Here is a 15,130-nt window from a genome sequence, read left to right on the forward strand (position 1 = left end):
GCGGGGGGCGGGCGTGGGGCCCCCCCCCCCCCCCCCCCCCGGCCGGGGGGGGCGCGCGCCCCCGGGGCCGGTGACTTTAGGGGGCATGGGGGGCGGACTCCCTTCGCAGGGGTGGCGGGCGGGCGTCCGGAAATCAGGGCGGGCGTGACCCGGGACGTCCTGGTTTCAACCATATAGGGGAGCGACAACCGGCCACAGAGGCCCCCCTCCCGACCCTGGTGGGTCCCAGGTCCCCGCCCGTACGGGCCTACAGGTCCTTCTCCACGGACCGTACGTACTCCGCGCCCCGCTCCCACAGCAGCCCGTGCAGCCCGGCGAAGACCTCCGCCGACCGCCGCCCCGGCCAGTCCGCGGGCAGCAGCCCGGGCGGCAGGACCGGGTCCGCGTACGGCAGCCGGCGCCAGGCGTCGAGGGTGAGGAGGTAGTCCCGGTAGGCGTCCTCCTCCGTGCCCGGGGCCTCGCGCCAGGCGGCGAGGACGGGCTCGTGACCGGCCAGGAACTCCTCGTGCAGCCGCGCGATCGCCGGCAGGTCCCACCAGCGGGCCACCGCCTCCGCCGTCGCCGTGTAGCCGAGGTGGTCGCCGCGGAAGAAGTCCACGTACGGGGAGAGACCGAGCCGCTCCAGGGTGTTGCGGGTCTCCTCGTACAGCCGGGCGGGCGCGATCCACACGCCCGGCGCCGCCGTCCCGAAACCCAGCCGCCCGAGCCGGGAGCGCAGCAGGTGCCGCTTGTGCCGCTCCTGCTCGGGCACGGAGAAGACGGCGAGGACCCAGCCGTCCGCCGGCGAGGGCTCGGTCCGGGCGTAGATCCTCCGGTCGCCGTCCTCCAGGAGCCGGCGGGCGTCGTCGGACAGGGCGTAACCGGCCGCGCCGTCGGGGGTCCGGCGGGACAGCAGCAGTCCGCGCCGCTTGAGCCGGGACACCGAGGAACGCACCGAGGGAGCGTCCACGCCGACCACCGCGAGCAGCCGGATCAGCGCGGCCACCGGCATCGGCGTCCCCTCCGACGGTCGGCCGTAGGCGCCGTAGAGGGAGACGATCAGGGAACGGGGGGTGTGCTGCTCGGCCACGTGATCACTTTAGGCCGTACGGACCGGACCCGTCGGATCGGACCGGGGCGGCTCCGGTTCCGCCGGCTCCGGCCCCGTGGTCTCCGGCCCCGTGGTCTTCGGCCCCGTGCTCTCCGGACCCGTGCTCTCCGGACCCGGCGGAACGCGCAGCCGGTGGCGCTGGAGCTTGCCGGTGGCGGTGCGGGGGAGCGCGTCCACGAAGACCACCGCGCGGGGCGACTTGTACGGGGCGAGCCGGGCGCGCACGAAGGAGCGCAGCGCGGCGGCGGTGGCCGTGTCGCGCGGCACCCCGTCCCGTACCACCGCGTAGGCGACGACGACCTGGCCGCGCAGCGGGTCGGGACGGCCCACCACGGCCGTCTCGACGACGTCCGGATGGTCGAGGAGCACCTCCTCCACCTGGGGACCGGCGATCGTGTACCCGGCCGAGATGATCATGTCGTCGGCGCGCGAGACGTACCGGAACCGGCCGTCCGGCTCACGGACGTACCGGTCGCCGGTGACGTTCCAGCCGTGGCGCACGTACTCCGTCTGGCGGGGGTCGGCCAGATAGCGGCAGCCGACCGGGCCGCGCACGGCGAGCAGCCCCTCCCGTCCGTCGGGGACGGGCCGGCCGTCCGGGCCGAGGACGGCGGCCCGCCAGCCCGGCACCGGGCGGCCGGTGGTGCCGGGGCCGCTGTCGGCGTCGGCGGCGGCGACGACGATGTGGAGCAGCTCGGTGGTGCCGAGGCCGTTGATGAGCCGGAGCCCGGTCCTGGCGTACCAGGCGGTCCAGACGGCGTCGGGCAGGTGCTCGCCGGCCGAGACGCAGCGGCGCAGCGAGGACAGGTCGGCGGCCGAGCCGGCGTCGAGGAGGCCGAGCATCGCCCGGTACGCGGTGGGCGCGGTGAAGAGCACCGAGACCCGGTCCCGGCCGATCGTGGCGAGGAGCTGCTGGGGCCCGGCCCGGTCCATCAGGATGGTGGAGGCGCCGGCGCGCAGCGGGAAGACCAGCAGCCCGCCGAGGCCGAAGGTGAAGGCGAGCTGCGGGGAGCCGGCGAAGACGTCGTCCGGACGGGGCCTCAGGACCCGCGCGGAGAAGGTGTCGGCGGCGGCGAGGACGTCCCGGTGGAAGTGGACGCAGCCCTTGGGGCGGCCGGTGGTGCCGGAGGTGAAGGCGATCAGGGCCACGTCGTCGGCGGCGGTGTCGGCGGCGGGGGACGGTCCGGGTGCCCGGCGTCCGGCGCGGGCGAGGAGGTCGTCCGGTCCGTCGCCGCCGAACGGGACGACCGTCAGGCCCGGGACGCGGGCGGCCAGCAGTTCGTCGAGCGCGCCCGCGTCGCACAGGGCGAGGGAGCAGGCGGCCGTCTCCGCGGCGAAGGCGAGTTCGGCGGCGCGCTGTTGCGCCGGGACGGTGACGGCGATCCCGCCGGCCTTCACGACGGCGAGCCAGCAGGCGGCGAGCCAGGGCGTGGTGGGGCCGCGCAGCAGCACCCGGTGGCCGGGCCGCAGCCCCAGCTCGCCGGTGAGCACCCGGACGAGGCGGTCGACGCGTTCGCGCAGTCCCCCGTAGCTCCAGGTCCCGCCCTCCCCGTCGTGGACGGCGGGCCGCTCGTCGCCGAGCCGTTCCGCCGTCCGGTCGAGGAGTTCGACGGCGCAGTTGAGCCGTTCGGGGTAGTCGAGCCCGGGCAGCTCGAAGAGCAGCCGGGGCCACTGAGAGGCGGGCGGCAGCCGGTCGCGGGCGAAGCCGTCGACGTGCCCGGAGCGCGTCAGTTCCACGGCCCCGGCCCCTCGGGCGGGCGACACGGACAGTCGTGTATCGCATCGGTGACGGACGTCGCCACTCCGCGATACGGGTGCGGAGGGCGACCGGGACGCCCGAGGGCGGCGGAGAGGGCCCACATACCCGCATTTTCACCCGACGAGGGGCGAACCGGCCTGGCGGAGCGGGCGGGGTGTCGAACTGGACGGCGTCCGGCGGGGCTTGATCGACTGGTCGCGTCCGGAGGTCGGGCTTAGGGTCGAAAGGTGGACCGTCCGGCCCACGGCTCCTGCGGTGAGGGCGCGATGCCCATGAACGCATCATGAGTAGTACACCGAAGCCGACGACTCCGGCGGTGGACCCCACCCCCTCCAGAGCGGGCGACGGCAAGGGCATCGCCCTGTTCGTCATCGCCTCCTGCCAGCTGATGGTCGTCCTCGACATCACCATCGTCAACATCGCACTGCCCCACATCCAGAGCGATCTCGACTTCTCGACCACCAGCCTCTCCTGGGTGGTCAACGCCTACACGCTGACCTTCGGTGGTCTCCTCCTGCTCGGCGGGCGGGCCGGCGACATCCTCGGCAGGCGCCGCGTCTTCATCTTCGGTGTGCTGCTCTTCGGATTCGCCTCCCTGCTCGGCGGGTTCGCGCAGGAGGGATGGCAACTCCTCGCGGCCCGGGCCCTCCAGGGCGTCGGCGGCGCGATCGCCTCGCCGACCTCGCTCTCCCTGATCACGACCACCTTCGAGGAAGGGCCCGAACGCAACCGGGCCTTCGGCGTGTTCGCGGGCGTGTCGGCGGCCGGCGGCGCGATCGGACTGCTCGCGGGCGGCATGCTCGTCGAATGGCTCGACTGGCGCTGGATCTTCTTCGTGAACGTGCCGATCGCGGTGATGATCGCGATCCTGACCCCCCGTCACGTCAAGGAGTCCGAACGCCATCCGGGCCACTTCGACCTGGCGGGCGCGCTGACGTCGACCCTCGGCATGGTGGCGCTGGTGTACGGCTTCATCCGCGCGGCGCAGGAGGGCTGGAGCGATCCCTGGACGATCGCCTCGTTCTGCGCGGCGGTGGTCCTGCTGGTCGCCTTCATCCTGGTGGAGCGCCGGAGCCGGCAGCCGATCACCCCGCTGCACATGTTCGCCGACCGCAACAGGGCGGGCACGTACGGCATGATGCTCTGTCTGGCGGCGGCGATCTTCGGGATGTTCTTCTTCCTGACCCTCTTCGTGCAACAGGTCCTCGGCTTCAGCCCACTGGAGGCGGGACTGGCCTTCCTGCCGGTCAGCGCGGTGATCGCGGTGGTGGCCGGCCTCACCTCCCAGTTCCTCCCGAAGTTCGGCCCGAAGCCCTTCATGGTCCTCGGCTCCCTCTGCCTCGCGGTGGGCCTCTCCTGGCTGACCCTGACGGACGTCCACTCCACCTACGCGGGCTCGATCCTCGGCCCGATGCTGGTCTTCAGCGCCGGCATGGGCTTCATGTTCGTCTCGCTGACCCTGATGGCCCTCTCCAACGTCCAGCCCGCCGAGTCCGGCGCCGCCTCCGGCCTCCTCAACGCCACCCAGCAGGTGGGCGGTTCGCTGGGCCTCTCCATCCTGGTCACCGTCTTCGGCACCGCCAGCCGCAACGAGGCCGACGAACAGGTCCCCGCCTTCCTGGCCCAGGCGGGCCCCCTGGAGAAGGCTCGCTTCGCCGAGACCGGCCAGCTCCCGCCCCCCTGGGGCGACCAGGTCCTCACCTCCGGCGTCTCCGCCGGCTTCGTCGTCGCCGCCGCCTTCGCCATCGTGTCCTTCCTGATAGCCCTCTTCGTCATCAAGGTCCGCCCCTCCGACATCGAACGCCTGAAGGGAGGCGGCGTGATGCCGGGAGGCTGACCCCCGCCCGCACCGCCACGAAGGCCCCGCCGTCCGGCGGGGCCTTCGCGTGCGGCACGGGGGTGAGGCGTGGAGCAGGGGGAGGGGCTCAGATGTCGCGGAAGATCTCGATCTGGGCGCCGACCGAGTTGAGGCGTTCCGCCAGGTCCTCGTAGCCGCGGTTGATGACGTAGACGTTGCGGAGGACGGAGGTCCCTTCGGCGGCCATCATCGCCAGGAGGACGACGACGGCCGGGCGGAGGGCGGGCGGGCACATCATCTCGGCGGCGCGCCAGCGGGTGGGGCCCTCGACCAGGACGCGGTGGGGGTCGAGGAGCTGGAGGCGGCCGCCGAGGCGGTTGAGGTCCGTCAGGTAGATGGCGCGGTTGTCGTAGACCCAGTCGTGGATGAGGGTCTGGCCCTGCGCGGTGGCCGCGATGGCGGCGAAGAAGGGGACGTTGTCGATGTTGAGGCCCGGGAAGGGCATCGGGTGGATCTTGTCGATCGGCGCCTCCAGCTTGGAGGGGCGGACCGTGAGGTCGACCAGGCGGGTGCGGCCGTTGTCGGCGGCGTACTCGGCGGAGCGGTCGTGGTCGAGGCCCATCTCCTCCAGGACCGCGAGCTCGATCTCCAGGAACTCGATCGGCACCCGGCGGATCGTCAGCTCGGACTCGGTGACGACGGCCGCGGCGAGGAGGCTCATCGCCTCGACCGGGTCCTCGGAGGGGGAGTAGTCGACGTCCACGTCGATCTCCGGGACGCCGTGCACGGTGAGGGTGGTGGTGCCGACGCCGTCGACCCGGACGCCCAGCGCCTCCAGGAAGAAGCACAGGTCCTGGACCATGTAGTTGGAGGAGGCGTTGCGGATGACGGTGACGCCGTCGTGGCGGGCGGCGGCGAGGAGGGCGTTCTCGGTCACGGTGTCGCCGCGCTCGGTCAGGACGATCGGGCGGTCGGGGGTGACCGCCGTCTCGACCTGCGCGTGGTAGAGGCCCTCGGTGGCGGTGATGTCCAGCCCGAAGCGGCGCAGCGCGATCATGTGCGGCTCGATCGTGCGCGTGCCGAGGTCGCAGCCGCCGGCGTACGGCAGCTTGAAGCGGTCCAGGCGGTGCAGCAGCGGGCCGAGGAACATGATGATGGAGCGGGTGCGGATGGCGGCCTCGGCGTCGATGGACTCCATGTCCAGCTCGGCCGGCGGCACGATCTCCAGGTCCATGCCGTCGTTGATCCAGCGGGTGCGGACGCCGATGGAGTTGAGCACTTCGAGGAGGCGGAAGACCTCCTCGATCCTCGCCACCCGGCGCAGCACGGTGCGGCCCTTGTTGAGGAGGGTGGCGCAGAGCAGGGCGACGCAGGCGTTCTTGCTGGTCTTGACGTCGATGGAACCGGAGAGCCGGCGGCGGCCGACGACGCGGAGGTGCATCGGGCCGGCGTAGCCCAGGGACACGATCTCGCTGTCGAGGGCCTCGCCGATGCGGGCGATCATCTCAAGGCTGATGTTCTGGTTGCCGCGTTCGATCCGGTTGACGGCGCTCTGACTGGTGGCCAGGGCTTCGGCGAGCTGCGTCTGGGTCCAGCCGCGGTGCTGCCGTGCGTCACGGATGAGCTTGCCGATGCGTACGAGGTAGTCGTCTGCCATGCCGTCACGTTATCTCAGATATGAGATGCGTCGATCATTGAGGTGGGGCGTTCGAGTGACGTGTCGTTACGTATGAGGTTATATGACCGGTTTGGGTCAGCCGGGAAGGTCGAGGGCCGTGGGGTGTCGGGGTTCGTACAGCGGCAGCTCCGTGCCGCTCGGCAGCCGTACGGCCGCCAGCAGTCCCCATCCCTGGTCGGTGATGGCCCGTGAGATCTCCGCGCCCTTGTCCTCCAGGGCGGTGAGGGTGCGCGTGAGGTCCTCGCACATCAGGTAGACCTCGGGCCGCGACCCGCCCTCCTCGACCGGATGGACCGCGACCTCGGCGGGCGGGAGGCGGAACACCAGCCACCCCCGCCCGGCGTCCACGTGGGGGAACCCGGCGACGTCCTTGAGGAAGGCCCGATCGGCCTCCGCGTCCCGGCTGTAGAGGGTGATGTGCGTGCCGCTGAACATGCACCGATCCTCGGCCCGCCCCGTCCCCGCGGCAACGCGCGCGCGTCCGAACGGAGACGCGGGGGCGCGGAGGCGCGGAGGTGCGGACCGGTGTGCCCCCCCCGCGGTCCCCTTCGGGTCCGCCGGGGTCGGGAGGCCCCGGCTCGGGGGGCCGCTTCGCCCCCCCCGGCGGGCGTCGGCGTCCGCGTGTCGCGCGACCTCGCGTACGGTGGCCCCGGCTTCCTCGGCGGGGCCCGGCGCGAAGGGGTGCGCGGCGAGCGCCTCCCCGAGCGCGGTGATCTCCGCGTCGCCCCGGGCGGGGCCGTCCGTGTCGCCCCGTGCCGGGCGTCCGTGTCGCCCCGTGCCGGGCGGCCCGTGTCGCCTGTGCCGGGTCCGGGACCGCGCCCCCGCGTCCGCGGGGCGGTCCCCGGATGGCCCTCGCCGCTCCGTCGTCCGTGCCCGGGGGCGTACGCGCCGCTCGGCCCGCCACGTGAGATCGAGACCCGGTCGGGCATGACCGATGGCCGGGGATGCACTAGGGTTATCTCGACATCGAGATAACTGCTGACGGCGCACTGCGGCCGCCTCCCCGGTAAGGGCTACCTAACTTAGCCTTACCTTAGCGGATCGGCGAGAAGCCGTGGCGGCAGCATGACGGTAGTACGCGCACATTGATGAAGGAGACTGTCGTGTCGGCGAACAGCTTCGACGCCCGCAGCACGCTGCGCGTGGGCGACGAGTCGTACGAGATCTTCAAGCTGGACAAGGTCGAGGGCTCCGCGCGCCTCCCTTACAGCCTGAAGGTCCTCCTGGAGAACCTGCTCCGCACCGAGGACGGCGCGAACATCACCGCCGACCACATCCGGGCCCTCGGCGACTGGGACTCGCAGGCCCAGCCGAGCCAGGAGATCCAGTTCACGCCGGCGCGCGTGATCATGCAGGACTTCACCGGTGTCCCCTGTGTCGTCGACCTCGCCACCATGCGCGAGGCCGTCGCCGCGCTCGGCGGCGACCCGGCGAAGATCAACCCGCTCTCCCCGGCCGAGATGGTCATCGACCACTCCGTCATCGCCGACAAGTTCGGCACCAACGACGCCTTCGCGCAGAACGTCGAGCTGGAGTACGGCCGCAACAAGGAGCGCTACCAGTTCCTGCGCTGGGGCCAGACCGCCTTCGACGACTTCAAGGTCGTCCCCCCGGGCACCGGCATCGTCCACCAGGTGAACATCGAGCACCTGGCCCGCACCGTCATGGTCCGCAACGGCCAGGCGTACCCCGACACCCTCGTCGGCACCGACTCCCACACCACCATGGTCAACGGCCTCGGTGTGCTCGGCTGGGGCGTCGGCGGCATCGAGGCCGAGGCCGCCATGCTCGGCCAGCCGGTCTCCATGCTGATCCCGCGCGTCGTCGGCTTCAAGCTGACCGGCGAGCTGCCCACCGGCACCACCGCCACCGACCTGGTGCTCACCATCACCGAGATGCTGCGCAAGCACGGCGTCGTCGGCAAGTTCGTCGAGTTCTACGGTGAGGGCGTCGCCGCCACCTCCCTCGCGAACCGCGCCACCATCGGCAACATGTCGCCGGAGTTCGGCTCCACCGCCGCGGTCTTCCCGATCGACGACGAGACCCTGAACTACCTCAGGCTCACCGGCCGCTCCGCGCAGCAGGTCGCGCTCGTCGAGGCGTACGCCAAGGAGCAGGGCCTCTGGCTGGACCCGAAGGCCGAGCCCGACTTCTCCGAGAAGCTGGAGCTCGACCTCTCCACGGTCGTCCCGTCGATCGCCGGCCCGAAGCGCCCGCAGGACCGCATCATCCTCGCGAACGCCGCCGAGCAGTTCGCCCAGGACGTGCGCAACTACGTCTCCACCGCCGACGAGGCGGGCGAGGAGTCCTTCCCGGCCTCCGACGCCCCGGCCGTCTCCAACGGCGTCCCGTCGAACCCGGTCGAGGTGACCGCCCCCGACGGCTCGACCTACACGATCGACCACGGTGCGGTGACGGTCGCGGCCATCACCTCCTGCACCAACACGTCGAACCCGTACGTCATGGTCGCCGCCGCGCTCGTCGCGAAGAAGGCCGTGGAGAAGGGCCTGACCCGCAAGCCGTGGGTCAAGACCACCCTCGCCCCGGGCTCGAAGGTCGTCACCGACTACTTCGACAAGGCGGGCCTCACCCCGTACCTCGACAAGGTCGGCTTCAACCTCGTCGGCTACGGCTGCACCACCTGCATCGGCAACTCCGGCCCGCTGCCGGAGGAGGTCTCCAAGGCGGTCAACGAGCACGACCTGGCCGTGACCTCGGTCCTCTCGGGCAACCGCAACTTCGAGGGCCGCATCAACCCCGACGTCAAGATGAACTACCTGGCCTCCCCGCTGCTGGTCGTCGCGTACGCCATCGCGGGCTCCATGAAGGTGGACATCACCAAGGACGCGCTGGGTGTCGACACCGAGGGCAACCCGGTCTTCCTCAAGGACATCTGGCCCTCCGAGGCCGAGGTGAACGACGTCGTCGCCAACGCGATCGGCGAGGACATGTTCGCCAAGTCCTACCAGGACGTCTTCGCCGGCGACGCCCAGTGGCAGGCGCTGTCGATCCCGACCGGCAACACCTTCGAGTGGGACGCCGAGTCGACCTACGTCCGCAAGCCCCCGTACTTCGAGGGCATGACGATGGAGACCACCCCGGTCACCGACATCACGGGCGCCCGCGTGCTCGCGAAGCTCGGCGACTCGGTCACCACCGACCACATCTCCCCGGCCGGTGCCATCAAGGCCGACACCCCGGCCGGCAAGTACCTCACCGAGCACGGTGTGGAGCGTCGTGACTTCAACTCCTACGGCTCGCGCCGAGGCAACCACGAGGTCATGATCCGCGGCACCTTCGCCAACATCCGCCTGCGCAACCAGATCGCGGCGGGCACCGAGGGCGGCTACACCCGCGACTTCACCGTCGAGGGCGGCCCGGTCTCCTTCATCTACGACGCCTCGCAGAACTACCAGGCCGCCGGCACCCCGCTGGTCATCCTGGGCGGCAAGGAGTACGGCTCCGGCTCGTCCCGCGACTGGGCGGCCAAGGGCACGGCCCTCCTCGGCGTCAAGGCCGTCATCACCGAGTCGTACGAGCGCATCCACCGCTCGAACCTCATCGGCATGGGCGTCCTCCCGCTCCAGTTCCCGGCCGGCCAGTCGGCCGACTCGCTGGGCCTGACCGGCGAGGAGACCTTCTCCATCGCCGGCATCACCGAGCTGAACGAGGGCACCACCCCGAGCACGGTGAAGGTCACCACCGACACCGGTGTCGAGTTCGACGCGGTCGTCCGCATCGACACCCCCGGCGAGGCGGACTACTACCGCAACGGCGGCATCATGCAGTACGTGCTGCGCAACCTGATCCGCGGCTGAACACGCTGATCCGGTAGCAAGCGGGAAGGGCCCCGCTCCTCTTCACGAGGAGCGGGGCCCTTCCGTCTTCACCGGGTGGATCAGAACATCGCGCGGAAGCCGTTCCAGCCCGAGGTGCCGATCTTGACCCGGCCGGAGTACGGCGAGGACGAGCTGCCCTTGCCCTTGTACATCCAGAGCGCGCCGGAGCCGTCGCGGGCCACCAGGTCCGCGCGCCCGTCACCGGTCAGGTCGCCGGACGAGACGATCAGGTTGTACGCGTTCCAGCCGCCACCGATCCGGGTGCGGCCGGAGAAGGGGCTCGTGCGGCTGCCCGTGCCCTTGTACAGCCACAGGACGCCGCTGCGGTCGCGCGCGACGATGTCGGCCCGGCCGTCGCCGGTGACGTCGCCCTTGCCGGCGATCTGGGTGTACGCGTTCCAGCCGGAGCCGATCCGGGTGCGCTGGGTCAGCGCCGCGTTGCTGTAGGCCAGGTAGTGCCACAGGACGCCCGCGCTGTCGCGCGCCAGGATGTCCTCGGACGCGCCGCCGCCGGTGTTGCCGGCCGAGATGACCTTGTTGTAGATGTTCCAGCCGCCGCCGAGGTCACGGAGCGGACCGCCGTCGGTGTAGTTCAGCCGGCCGTCGCTGCGGACGGCGTACCAGCCGTCGGAGTGCTTGAAGCCGTACGAGTCGACGCGCGCGTCCACGTCGGACTGGTTGAAGTGCTTGTACGAGGTCCAGTGGGTGCCGGAGGAGTCGGCGAGCCGCTGGATGCCGCCGCCGCTGACGGGGGTGTACCCCCAGACGGTGCCGGCGCTGTTCACGCCGTACAGGTTGTTGAGCGGGGCCCCGGTGGTCGCGGTCACCGCGTAGGCGGAGACGCGGTCCGACTGCTGCGCGGGCGCGGGCTTGAACGCCGGAGCCGGCTCCGCCGCCACCGCGGCGGTCGTGGTGCCCACGAGGGCGGCGGTCACCGCGGCGACCGTGACACGGGCGAGCATGCCCGTGCGGTTCAGGCCAGAAGTCTTGGCCACGTGATCTCCAGATCAGAATCGAGAACAGAAGGGCACGAAGCACCGCCGAACTCGGCCCGGTTCGGCGGGTTTTCCCCCGTTTCCGCCCGCCCGGCAGTGGCTCCGTACATGTCAGGAAGACGGCGTCCGCGCCCGCGCGGTTCCGGCCAATCCCAACTTTCTTCGGGGGTGGTCCGTTTCGCCGGTTTTCGATTGGACCATTCATCTTGTGAAGGCATGTCGGAGGGGTGGGTTCCCGGGTGTCCGGGCAGCCTTCCGGCGGAAGCTCCGGGGAAATGCCCGAGGTCTCAACTCGGGAAAGATGCCCGAGGAATGCTGCTTTCGATCTTGCTCCCGCCGAGGGAAGTGGACTATACCTGTCGGCGTCCAGCCCGCCGGATTCTTCCGGCGCCGGCCCGACGCCTGCACGACCCAGCTGCAAATGACCGCGGTGGCGGGGCCCTTCGCCGGTGGCGAGACGAAGTACGGGCGACCGGTACACCGCCTTTGTCCTGAATGAAGGCGAGGACTTGAGCATGGGATCCACCTCCGCCCACTCGAACGAGGGCGGCCTCGGCCGTCGTGATCTGATCAAGCGTTCCGCTGCCGTCGGTCTGATCTCCGTCCCGGCGATGGGCTTCCTTTCCGCCTGCGCCAGCGGTGGCGGCAAGACCAACGACAAGGTCGAGAAGGGCGTCAAGTCCGAAAAGAACCCGCTCGGGGTGAACGAGTCGGCCGAGCTCGACTTCGTCCTCTTCGACGGCGGTTTCGGCCAGCAGTACGCCAAGGACGCGATCAAGCTCTTCGAGGCGAGCCACCCGAAGGCCAAGGTCAAGTTCACCCCGATGCTGAAGATCGCCACCGAGCTTCAGCCCCGCTTCAACGGCGGCAACCCGCCGGACCTGATCGACAACTCCGGTGCCGAGCAGATGGACATGGGCGTCCTCGTCGGCCAGAAGCAGCTCACCGACCTGACCCCGCTGCTGGACGCGCCCTCCGTCGACGACCCGAGCAAGAAGGTCCGCGACACCCTGCGCCCCGGCATCGTCGAGATGGGCCAGTTCGACGGCGAGCCCTGCTGGATGCTCAACTACGCCTACACCGTCTACGGCGTGTGGTACTCGCAGAAGGCGCTCGACTCGCTGGAGGCGAAGTACCCCGAGACCTGGGACGAGATGCTGGCCGTCTGCGAGAAGGCCAAGAAGAAGGGCATCGCGCCCTGGACGTACGCGGGCAAGCACCCGTACTACCTCCCCTTCTCGCTCTACCCGATGATCGGCAAGGTCGGCGGCCGCGAGGTCCTGGACGCCATCGACAACCTGGAGCCGAAGGCCTGGGAGCACCCCGCCGTCAAGGCCTGTTTCGAGGCGTACTACGAGCTCCAGCGCAAGGGGTACATCCTCCAGGGCACCCCGGGCCTCGACCACATCCAGTCGCAGACCGCCTGGACCGAGGGCAAGGCCCTCTTCATCCCGAACGGCTCCTGGGTCGAGAACGAGGCCGCGAAGACCATGCCGGCCGACTTCGGCCTCGCCGTCTCCGCCCCGACCGGCCTCGACTCCTCCGACAAGCTGCCCTTCGGCACCATCTGGGCGGCCGGCGGAGAGCCCTTCATCGTCCCGGCGAAGGCGAAGAACCCCGAGGCCGCCATGGAGCAGCTGCGCATCATGCTCAGCGAGGCCTCCTCCAAGAACTTCACCCAGTCCGTGAAGTCGCTCAGCGCGCTCAACGGCGGCACCGACGGCATCGAGCTCTCCCCGGGCCTCAAGTCCGGCGTGGCGGCGCTGGAGAAGGCCGGCACGAACGTGGTCAACCCCCGCCTCCAGGACTGGTACGTCGCGCTCCAGAAGGAGAAGATCGGCGTCGCCGGTATCGGCGAGATGATGGCCGGTCGTGCCACCCCCGCCGAGACGATCAAGAAGATCCAGAAGTTCGCCGACGAGGCGGCCAAGGACCCGAACATCAAGCACTACAAGCACTAGTGAGCAGCCGGGGCCCCTTCCCGCCGACCGGGAGCGGGCCCCGGCCCCTCGGCGCGCGGCGCCGCGGCGCGCCCTTCGCCGAAGATCGGGGTCGGTTGGGAATGCAGCACGGCAAGTACCGTTTCATCGTGGGGTTCCTGGCGGTGCCCCTGGCGCTCTACGCGCTCTTCGTCATTTGGCCGTTCATCCAGTCCATCTACTACTCGCTCACGGACTGGACCGGTCTGAGTCCCGAATTCGGGTTCGTCGGCCTCGACAACTACACCAGACTGCTCGACGACGAGATCTTCTGGAAGTCGCTCCAGCACAGTCTGACCTTCGCGGTCGTCCTTCCCCTGGTGACGGTCGGATTCGCGCTCTTCCTGGCCTTCATGCTGAATGTCGGGGGCCGGCAGCGGAAGGGCGCGGCGGTCGCGGGCGTCCGCGGCTCCTCCTTCTACAAGATCGTCTATTTCTTCCCGCAGGTGCTGTCGATCGTGATCGTGGCGCTGCTCTTCCAGTTCGCGTACAACCCGAACAGCGGGGCGATCAACTCGTTCCTGAAGGCGGTCGGTCTCGGCAGTATCCAGCCGGACTGGCTCGGTGACCCGAACCTCGCCCTCATCTGCGTGATGGTGGTCCTCGTCTGGTCCACGGTCGGCTTCTTCGTGGTGCTCTTCTCGGCGGGCATGGCGTCCATTCCGCGCGATTTCTACGAGGCCGCGCTGCTCGACGGCGCCAACCGCTTCACCACCTTCTTCCGGATCACCCTGCCGCTGCTCTGGGACACCGTGCAGTCGGGGTGGATCTACATGGGCATCCTCGCGCTCGGCGCGGAGTCCTTCGCGGTGGTGCAGATCATGACCGTCGGGCCGAGCGGCGGCGGGCCCGACTACTCCACCATCGTCCTGCCGCTGTACGTGTACCAGAAGGCGTTCCGGGACGGTCAGGCCGCCTACGCCACGACCATCGGCGTCGCGCTCCTCCTCGTCACGCTCGCCTTCGCGGCGGTCGTGATGAAGCTGGGCCGGCGCGAGCGGCTGGAGTTCTGATGAAGACCACCGACACCCCGCCGACCGGCGACGCGCAGATCCCCGCCCCCCGCGCGGGCCAGGTCCCCCCGGTGACCAAGGTCGCGGCCCCCGTCGAGGGGAAGCGCGAGGGCGGAGTCCTCAACGTCTTCTCGCACGGCGTGCTGATCATCTGGGCGATCATGGTGGTGACGCCGCTGCTCTGGGCGGTCATGACCTCCTTCAAGACCGACCGGGCGATCTTCACCTCGCCCTGGTCGCTGCCGGACGCGCTGCACTTCGACAACTGGTCGCGCGCCTGGACCCAGGCGCACATGAGCGAGTACTTCCTGAACACCGTCCTGGTGGTCGGCGGCTCGCTCATCGGCACCCTGCTGTTCGGCTCGATGGCGGCGTACGTGCTGGCCCGCTTCGAGTTCCCCGGGAACCGCTTCCTCTACTTCCTCTTCATCGGAGGGATGAGCTTCCCGATCATCCTGGCGCTGGTGCCGCTCTTCTACGTGATGCAGAACATGGCCCTGCTGGACTCGATCCACGGGCTGATCCTCGTCTACATCGCGTACTCGCTGCCCTTCACCGTCTTCTTCCTGACCGCCTTCTTCCGGACGCTGCCGACCTCGGTGGCGGAGGCGGCCTTCATCGACGGGGCCTCGCACACCCGCACCTTCTTCCAGGTGATGCTGCCGATGGCCAAGCCGGGCCTGATCAGCGTCGGCATCTTCAACTTCCTCGGCCAGTGGAACCAGTACCTGCTGCCGACCGTGCTCAACACCGACCCCGACAACAAGGTGCTCTCGCAGGGCCTGGTGCAGCTCGCGGTCAGCCAGGGCTACAAGGGCGACTGGTCCGGGCTCTTCGCCGGCCTGGTGATGGCGATGCTGCCGGTGCTCGCCGCGTACATCGTCTTCCAGCGGCAGGTGGTGGCCGGTCTCACCGCCGGCGCCGTGAAGTAGCAGCGCTCCCACGCTCCCGAAGGCCCCCGCACGCGCCCGCGTGCGGG

Annotated in this window: 10 protein-coding genes; 5 read left to right on the forward strand and 5 right to left on the reverse strand. The window is 70.3% G+C overall.

What is annotated here, in order from left to right:
- Window positions 1–247 precede the first annotated feature (247 nt).
- Window positions 248–1,069, reverse strand: a complete 822-nt coding sequence (locus ACFQ8C_RS33515; protein ID WP_383465160.1) for a PaaX family transcriptional regulator C-terminal domain-containing protein — start codon at window positions 1,067–1,069, stop codon at window positions 248–250.
- Between the two features lie 9 nt (window positions 1,070–1,078).
- A complete protein-coding gene (locus ACFQ8C_RS33520; protein ID WP_383465162.1) occupies window positions 1,079–2,827 on the reverse strand; it encodes an AMP-binding protein in 1,749 nt (582 codons plus the stop codon).
- A 305-nt stretch (window positions 2,828–3,132) separates the two neighbouring features.
- Between ACFQ8C_RS33520 and ACFQ8C_RS33525 the strand changes: the two genes are divergently transcribed.
- Window positions 3,133–4,686: an MFS transporter gene (locus ACFQ8C_RS33525; protein ID WP_383465163.1), complete on the forward strand. Its 1,554-nt coding sequence runs from the start codon at window positions 3,133–3,135 to the stop codon at window positions 4,684–4,686.
- Window positions 4,687–4,774: 88 nt separating this feature from the next.
- Here the strand turns inward: ACFQ8C_RS33525 and ACFQ8C_RS33530 are convergent, their stop codons facing one another.
- A complete protein-coding gene (locus ACFQ8C_RS33530; protein ID WP_383465165.1) occupies window positions 4,775–6,304 on the reverse strand; it encodes a helix-turn-helix domain-containing protein in 1,530 nt (509 codons plus the stop codon).
- Between the two features lie 96 nt (window positions 6,305–6,400).
- Window positions 6,401–6,760 (reverse strand): VOC family protein, encoded by a 360-nt coding sequence (locus tag ACFQ8C_RS33535; RefSeq protein WP_383465167.1) that lies wholly within the window; start codon window positions 6,758–6,760, stop codon window positions 6,401–6,403.
- A gap of 668 nt (window positions 6,761–7,428) precedes the next feature.
- Here ACFQ8C_RS33535 and acnA point away from each other — a divergent pair.
- Window positions 7,429–10,143 (forward strand): aconitate hydratase AcnA, encoded by a 2,715-nt coding sequence (gene acnA, locus ACFQ8C_RS33540; RefSeq protein WP_383465168.1) that lies wholly within the window; start codon window positions 7,429–7,431, stop codon window positions 10,141–10,143.
- Window positions 10,144–10,223: 80 nt separating this feature from the next.
- Here acnA and ACFQ8C_RS33545 read toward each other — a convergent pair whose 3' ends face one another.
- On the reverse strand, window positions 10,224–11,159 hold the full coding sequence (locus ACFQ8C_RS33545; protein WP_383465170.1) for an FG-GAP repeat domain-containing protein: 936 nt from the start codon (window positions 11,157–11,159) through the stop codon (window positions 10,224–10,226).
- A gap of 515 nt (window positions 11,160–11,674) precedes the next feature.
- Between ACFQ8C_RS33545 and ngcE the strand changes: the two genes are divergently transcribed.
- The 3 genes from ngcE (at window position 11,675) to ACFQ8C_RS33560 (ending at window position 15,083) form a co-directional block, all read left to right on the forward strand.
- On the forward strand, window positions 11,675–13,120 hold the full coding sequence (gene ngcE / locus ACFQ8C_RS33550; RefSeq protein WP_383465172.1) for an N-acetylglucosamine/diacetylchitobiose ABC transporter substrate-binding protein: 1,446 nt from the start codon (window positions 11,675–11,677) through the stop codon (window positions 13,118–13,120).
- 101 nt (window positions 13,121–13,221) lie between these two features.
- Window positions 13,222–14,151, forward strand: a complete 930-nt coding sequence (locus ACFQ8C_RS33555) for a carbohydrate ABC transporter permease (RefSeq protein WP_383465174.1) — start codon at window positions 13,222–13,224, stop codon at window positions 14,149–14,151.
- The gene (locus ACFQ8C_RS33560) at window positions 14,151–15,083 is read left to right on the forward strand and encodes a carbohydrate ABC transporter permease (protein WP_383465175.1); all 933 of its coding nucleotides are present in this window, start codon (window positions 14,151–14,153) and stop codon (window positions 15,081–15,083) included. Before ACFQ8C_RS33555 ends, ACFQ8C_RS33560 begins: the two co-directional genes overlap by 1 nt.
- The last annotated feature ends 47 nt before the right edge of the window (window positions 15,084–15,130 follow it).

It is taken from the genome of Streptomyces sp. NPDC056503, assembly GCF_042794995.1.
Lineage (GTDB): Bacteria > Actinomycetota > Actinomycetes > Streptomycetales > Streptomycetaceae > Streptomyces.

What these genes read in the sequence shown, in the direction of transcription:
- ACFQ8C_RS33525 (WP_383465163.1), top strand. Translation starts at nt 3,133, where the DNA reads ATGAGTAGTACACCGAAGCCGACGACTCCGGCGGTGGACCCCACCCCC.
- ACFQ8C_RS33530 (WP_383465165.1), bottom strand. Translation starts at nt 6,304, where the DNA reads ATGGCAGACGACTACCTCGTACGCATCGGCAAGCTCATCCGTGACGCA.
- ACFQ8C_RS33535 (WP_383465167.1), bottom strand. Translation starts at nt 6,760, where the DNA reads ATGTTCAGCGGCACGCACATCACCCTCTACAGCCGGGACGCGGAGGCC.
- ngcE (WP_383465172.1), top strand. Translation starts at nt 11,675, where the DNA reads ATGGGATCCACCTCCGCCCACTCGAACGAGGGCGGCCTCGGCCGTCGT.
- ACFQ8C_RS33555 (WP_383465174.1), top strand. Translation starts at nt 13,222, where the DNA reads ATGCAGCACGGCAAGTACCGTTTCATCGTGGGGTTCCTGGCGGTGCCC.
- ACFQ8C_RS33560 (WP_383465175.1), top strand. Translation starts at nt 14,151, where the DNA reads ATGAAGACCACCGACACCCCGCCGACCGGCGACGCGCAGATCCCCGCC.